Source organism: uncultured Campylobacter sp. (genome assembly GCF_938045205.1).
GTDB lineage: Bacteria > Campylobacterota > Campylobacteria > Campylobacterales > Campylobacteraceae > Campylobacter_B.
Genome location: NZ_CALIMY010000104.1, coordinates 1 through 5,859 on the forward strand (window position 1 = coordinate 1; position 5,859 = coordinate 5,859).

At 46.9% G+C, this 5,859-nt stretch carries 7 protein-coding genes; 6 read left to right on the forward strand and 1 reads right to left on the reverse strand.

The features are described 5' to 3' along the window. Positions 1-504 precede the first annotated feature (504 nt). The 6 genes from Q0198_RS06320 to Q0198_RS06345 are packed head-to-tail and all read left to right on the forward strand — an operon-like array spanning position 505 to position 5,145. Entirely contained in the window at positions 505-1,122 is a 618-nt protein-coding gene (locus tag Q0198_RS06320; protein WP_297896212.1) for a TRIC cation channel family protein, read from the forward strand. Continuing rightward, positions 1,119-2,288 carry an acetylornithine transaminase gene (locus Q0198_RS06325; RefSeq protein ID WP_297896214.1) on the forward strand — a complete coding sequence of 390 codons (1,170 nt, stop codon included), beginning with the start codon at positions 1,119-1,121 and terminating at the stop codon, positions 2,286-2,288. The genes Q0198_RS06320 and Q0198_RS06325 overlap by 4 nt, the downstream gene beginning before the upstream one ends. Beyond that, complete coding sequence (locus tag Q0198_RS06330; RefSeq protein ID WP_297896216.1) at positions 2,285-3,379, forward strand: SAM-dependent methyltransferase; 1,095 nt, start codon at positions 2,285-2,287, stop codon at positions 3,377-3,379. Before Q0198_RS06325 ends, Q0198_RS06330 begins: the two co-directional genes overlap by 4 nt. Then, positions 3,379-3,711 (forward strand): hypothetical protein, encoded by a 333-nt coding sequence (locus Q0198_RS06335; RefSeq protein WP_297896218.1) that lies wholly within the window; start codon positions 3,379-3,381, stop codon positions 3,709-3,711. Before Q0198_RS06330 ends, Q0198_RS06335 begins: the two co-directional genes overlap by 1 nt. Further along, positions 3,704-4,381 carry a 16S rRNA (guanine(966)-N(2))-methyltransferase RsmD gene (rsmD, locus tag Q0198_RS06340; RefSeq protein WP_297896220.1) on the forward strand — a complete coding sequence of 226 codons (678 nt, stop codon included), beginning with the start codon at positions 3,704-3,706 and terminating at the stop codon, positions 4,379-4,381. Before Q0198_RS06335 ends, rsmD begins: the two co-directional genes overlap by 8 nt. Further along, entirely contained in the window at positions 4,378-5,145 is a 768-nt protein-coding gene (locus Q0198_RS06345) for a TIGR02757 family protein (protein WP_297896222.1), read from the forward strand. Before rsmD ends, Q0198_RS06345 begins: the two co-directional genes overlap by 4 nt. Positions 5,146-5,153: 8 nt before the next feature. Here the strand turns inward: Q0198_RS06345 and Q0198_RS06350 are convergent, their stop codons facing one another. Next, complete coding sequence (locus Q0198_RS06350; RefSeq protein WP_297896224.1) at positions 5,154-5,783, reverse strand: hypothetical protein; 630 nt, start codon at positions 5,781-5,783, stop codon at positions 5,154-5,156. Between the last annotated feature and the right edge of the window lie 76 nt (positions 5,784-5,859).

The window sequence follows — 5,859 nt, forward strand, 5'->3', positions numbered from 1 at the left end:
CGCTAAATTTTAAAATTTTACGTAGAATTCCGCGCGGATTAGGTCATCGTAAAATAAGATGAAATTTTATAGCGGCAAAACACGGCGCCAAAAATAGGGCGCAATTTCAAATCAAAATTTGCGCACCGTTAGCGTAAGCATAGAGCCGATTTTGTAACGTTAAATTCTTTCTAGCGCACAGGTGCCATAAATTTAAAGCTAAAATTTGCGCTAGGCCGCAACGCCGTATGCTTTAGCTGCGATAAAATTTTATGAAATTTTATCCCGCGGGCATTTATAAATTTCAAGAAATTTCAAGTCCAAATTTTATATTTATGCCAAAGCGGCGCCGTATTTTAGCCGCTTAAAATTCTGCCATATGAAATTCTATCTCGTAGAATTTTAATTCGCCGCGTTAAAATTTATCCCGCCGCGCCTAAATTTATCCAGCCCGCCGCGCTTTACCGAAATTTATATTTAGTTGTTGTAAAATGCGTTTTTAAAAGGATTTTGGCGGTTTGTGATATGAGTATTTTAGAGTTTACGGAGTGCGTAGGCATCGCTTCGGCGGCGCTTAGCGGGTTTTTATTCGGCGTAAAGAAGGGCTGCGATTGGCTTGGGATCTTTATCGCGGCGTTTTTGACGGCGCTTGGCGGCGGGATCATGCGCGATACCTTGGTAAGTCGCGAGATCTACTCATTCACGCACTATGCGCCCGTAACGATCGTGCTTGCGGTAAGCGCCGTAGCTATTTTTGCCAAGCTTTATGAAAACCGCGATTTGGAGGGTAAATTTTTATTTATTCTAACCGATGCGATCGACGTCGTAAGCTTTTCGATCGTGGGAGCGATGGTTGCGCTAAGCTATAATCATAACGTTTTCGGCGTAGTGCTAATCGCATTTTGCAACGGCGTGGGCGGCGGCATTTTGCGCGACGTACTGCTGAACGAAGTGCCGTGGTTTTTACATACGGGGCTTTATGGCACGATAAGCATGGGCGTGGGCTTAATATATTTCGTGCTTGATGGATTGGGGCTTAGTGGTGTAGTTTCGGTGCTTATTTTGCTGGTTTTAGGGGTTGCGTTTCGCATGGTGGCTTATTACAAATCTTGGCATCTGCCTAAAGTGGAGTACAAACAATGAACTATTTGATGGATAATTTCGCGCGCGTAAACGTGGCGCTAGTAAGAGGCGAGGGCTCGGTAGTCTATGACGAAGCGGGTAAGGACTACGTGGATTTCGGCGCAGGCATCGGCGTAAACTGCCTGGGGCACGCAAACGAGATCGTGCTGGAAGCGATCGGCACGCAAGCCGCACAGATCATCCACGGCTCGAATATTTATAGAATTCTGCCCCAAGAAGCCCTGGCTCAAAAGATTAGCGAGCTTTTAGGATACCGCACATACGCGGTGTTTTGCAACTCTGGCGCGGAGGCGAATGAAGCTGCGATCAAAATGGCGCGCAAATACGGCACCGTAAATTTCCCTAATAAAAAATTTGAAATTCTAACTCTGCGAAATTCCTTCCACGGCCGCACGCTGGCGACTTTGCAAGCTACCGGGCAGGAGAAATTTCATCCAGAAATTTTTGCGCCCCATATGCCGGGGTTTAAATTTTTCGACGATATCGAGGATATCATCGCGCATATCGATGAAAACAGCGTCGCCGTGATGATCGAGCTAGTCCAGGGCGAGGGAGGTATCAAGCCTCTGGATAAGGCGAGCGTGCAAAGGCTGGCGGCGGTTTTGAAAGAGAAAAAGCTGCTTTTGATCACCGACGAGGTGCAGTGCGGCGTATATCGCACGGGCGAGTTTGCGACGTCGCAAATTTACGACATCCGCCCCGACATCATCACTTTTGCCAAAGGTCTTGCGGGCGGCGTGCCGATCGGCGCGTGCGTGGCGCAGCAAAACATTTTCGCTCCAGGCGAGCACGGCAGCACCTTCGGCGGTAACTTTTTGGCGACCTCTACGGCGCTTGCGGTGCTTTCGCAGCTAGAGTTTTTAAAAGCGAGCGGCAAGCTTGATAAGACTATAAAAAGATTTATCAAAAAACTAGACGGGCTCGCCGCAGACTATCCTAGCCTGATCGAAAAGCGCGTGGGACTCGGTCTGATGCAAGGCCTCGTGCTGCGCGATGAAAAAAATCTGGGCGAGATCTTTAACAAAGCCCTGCAAAACGGACTTTTGATCCTAAAATCAGGCAAGCGCACCCTTAGATTTTTGCCTGCGCTAAATATCAAAAAACCGGAGATCAAAGAGGGCTTTGCGCGCCTACGCAAGAGCCTGGATGAGATAGTGCGAGCGTGAAATTTAGCGATTTTTTCGAGGGCTGGCTAAACGAGAGCTACTACGTAAATGCCGCTAAAATCGGCAAGAGCGGCGATTTTTACACTGCCGTAAGCGTAGGGAGCTTTTTTGGGATCTGCATCGCGCGCGAAATTTTACGCCTAAGCGCGGATTTTAGCGCGACGCAAGAGTTAGGCTTAGACGCGGCGGCAGGTCCAATTGCATCGCGGCAAAATTTTGCGGCGGTATGCGAGCTAAATTTAGATGTCGCGCTTGCAAAAAAACCGCAAAATAGCGCTAAAATCGCTATCGTAGAGATCGGCTCGCACGACGGGCGGCTGCTTTGCGACATAGCGCAAGCTATCTTTACGTTAGGCGGTGCGGCGGCGCTTGATAAATTTAGCTTTGCGATCATCGAGCCGCACGAGCGTCTGCGCGAGCTACAGCGGGCGAGCTTTGCGGAGAGCTTCGGCGGCGAAATCGTGCCAAAGCATTTCGCAAGCGCGCGCGAGGCGAAATTTAAAGATGCGATCTTTGTGGCAAATGAGCTTTTCGACGCCTTTAAATGCGAGGCGGTGGACGGCGAAAATATGCTTTTTATCGAAAGCGGCGCGGCAAAATTTGCTCCCATAAAAGAACGTGAAATTTTGACCCTCGCACGCAGATTCGGCATCTCGCGCGGCGAAATCCCGATCGGATACTTTCGCTTCGCCCGCGAAATTTGCGCCAGCGCGCAGAGGTTTTATTTCATCGCCTTTGATTACGGGCAGATGGGCTCTAGCGGCGATTTTAGCCTGCGGATTTACCGAAATCACGAGGTTTTTAGCTTCTTTGAGGTGCAAAACTTGAGCGATTTTTACGGCAAAAGCGATCTTACCTACGACGTAAATTTTGAAATTTTACGCGCGGCGTTTGAGGACGCGGGCGCTGCGATGGCGGATTTTAAAAGACAGATCGCGGCTTTGATAGACTTCGGCGCGATCCAGCTTTTAGAGCTTTTTATGCAAAAAAGCGGCGAGAGGGGCTATCGTAACGCGCTTTTGCAGTTTAATCACCTGCGCGCTGAGTTTGGCGAAAAATTTAAGATGATAAAATTTAAAAAGGGGCTTTGATGAGAGCTTTTATCGATTGCGACTGCGAAATTTTGCAAAAGACGCTGGAATTGTTTTTAAAAGATCGTGCCGCAAGTGCGCAGGATTGCGACTTTATAATAAGCGACGAGCCGCAAAGCTCGGCAAAACCGCTCTTTTTGATCGGCGAGGACGGAGATTTGGCGCTACCGTTCTCAAAGAATACCCTGCTATCGAAGCTAGAGGATTTTCAAAGCGAGCTAAAGCGGGATTTTAGCGAATGCGATGCGGCGAGTGTAGAAGTTGAGATTTGCGCGCTATTTGATGAGTTCAAGGCAAAAATCATCGAAATTTTAAGAAGGCAAAATGGCTAAATTTTCCAAATCCGGCGGCATGCTCTTTACGCAAATCTCAAGCGGCATTTATAGGGGCAAAAAGCTCGCTCTGCCCGCGTTTTCGAGTACGCGCAGCACGAAAAGCATCGTAAAGGGCTCGTTTTTCGATACTTGGCGGGCGGAGTTGCGCGGCGCGGCGTTTATCGAGTGCTTCGGCGGTAGCGGCGCGATGGCGCTTGAAGCGCTAAGTAACGGCGCAAAAAACGTTTATGCGATCGAAAAGGACGCCGCCGCGCATAAGATCATGCGGAAAAATTTCGAGCTTTTTGGGCTCGGTGCAAATGCGATTTTGGGCGATTGCTTCGAACGACTACCCGAAATTTTGCACGAGTTGCAAGCGGATATGAACGGATGCTCTGCCGTAAATTTTAGCGAAAGCCATACCGTAAATTCTAGCGAAAATTCTTTCTTCGATCCCGCGCGCAGAGTGTTTGTCTATCTGGATCCGCCGTTTGCGATCAGACAGGGTTTTGGCGAGATTTACGAGCGAGTGCTGGCGCTGATAGCACGCCTGGGCTCCGCACAGTACGAGCTGCTAATCGCGATCGAGCATATGAGCGAGCTTGAGCTGCCGCCTAAAATCGGCGATTTTGCGCTGCTTAAATCGCGCAAATTCGGCGCTACGACGATGAGCTACTACGTAAAATGAAAAGCTTAAAGCAAATTTTAGATTATTACGCCGATTTGAAAAATTGCGACGCGGATCTTTTCGGCGCGCCCGATCCGCTACAGGTCGCAAAGGGATATCGAAACGACGTCGTAGCGCTCATCTGCGCGCTGTTTGCTTACGGGAGCGCGGCTCAAATTTTAAAATTTCTCCGCTCGCTTGATTTTTCTCTTTTAGACGGGAGCGATGAGCGTATTAGTACGGAGCTTGCGGGCAAAAAATATAGATTTCAAAGCCCGCGCGACGTCGCTGAAATTTTTATAACTTTAAAACGGCTTAAAAATAGCCTTAGCATCGAAGAGAGCGTGCTTTGCGGTATGCAAAAAAACGGACGGATCGAAGATGGGATAAATTTTTTAATCGGCGAGATTTACAAATTAAATCCCTACCGCAGCCCGGGATATGAGTTTTTTTTCGGGCGCGGCTTCGCGCAAAAGCCCACGTCGCCGTATAAACGCTACAATCTTTTCCTACGCTGGGCGGTGCGCGACAGCGACATCGATCTGGGGCTGTACAAAAAGATCGAAAAATCGCGCATCCTCATCCCGCTCGATACCCACACGCACAAAGTTTCGCTTAAGCTTGGGCTGATCGATCGCAAGAGTTACGATTTCGAGGCGGTTTTGCAGCTTACGCAAAGCTTAAGGCGCTTCGATCCGAGCGACCCAATCAAATACGATTTCGCGCTGTACCGCCTCGGACAGAGCGGCGAAATAGATAAAATTTTACCTTTACTAGCCGATTGATTTCGGTTTTAATTGCACATACCCAATAGACCGAAGCACTCTACGAATAAGCTATTCTTTTGAATTATATTCTCTCCTGGATAGATAACAATTTCGTGTCCTTGCTTTTGCCAGATCTGTCCATTTTTCGCGCTTATGGTAGATACATCTAAGTGAGCTGTTGAGCCATAGACTAAATATATTTTGTTGAATTTGAATGCATCACTATAACCTAGATAATGAAAAAACGGTGCTACAAATGTGATCTCTGTTAGTTCTGTCAGATTACTGTCTTGGGCGACGCAATTGGATTTATCAGATGGTTTGTAGCCGTTTTCAATGAGCTTCTTTTCTGTTATGCCATTGGTAGAATTTAACTTTACGTAATGAACATAGCAGATTTCATCTAAACTATCTGCAGCGTTTGGTTGAATTTTTCTACGATATAAAAGCAATCCATCCATATCTGCATTATCTGTTAAAGCATTGAGTTCCTCAAAATTATTATTCTTTACATTCCAAAAATCGCCATACGGCTTTAAATAAATTCCTGCTATAACCAATGCTATTATTAATATAATGATTGCTCCTGAAATAGATACGCTTATGATGAAAATTTTTAAAATTAGATCGATGATTTTTTTGAAACCATTATTCATTCTTTATCCTTATTTTTTACTATTATAGCATACGATTTGTTGTTGCGATGTACGGCGGTTAAAATTTAAGTTCACC

What these genes read in the sequence shown, in the direction of transcription:
- Q0198_RS06320 (WP_297896212.1), top strand. Translation starts at nt 505, where the DNA reads ATGAGTATTTTAGAGTTTACGGAGTGCGTAGGCATCGCTTCGGCGGCG.
- Q0198_RS06325 (WP_297896214.1), top strand. Translation starts at nt 1,119, where the DNA reads ATGAACTATTTGATGGATAATTTCGCGCGCGTAAACGTGGCGCTAGTA.
- Q0198_RS06335 (WP_297896218.1), top strand. Translation starts at nt 3,379, where the DNA reads ATGAGAGCTTTTATCGATTGCGACTGCGAAATTTTGCAAAAGACGCTG.
- rsmD (WP_297896220.1), top strand. Translation starts at nt 3,704, where the DNA reads ATGGCTAAATTTTCCAAATCCGGCGGCATGCTCTTTACGCAAATCTCA.
- Q0198_RS06345 (WP_297896222.1), top strand. Translation starts at nt 4,378, where the DNA reads ATGAAAAGCTTAAAGCAAATTTTAGATTATTACGCCGATTTGAAAAAT.
- Q0198_RS06350 (WP_297896224.1), bottom strand. Translation starts at nt 5,783, where the DNA reads ATGAATAATGGTTTCAAAAAAATCATCGATCTAATTTTAAAAATTTTC.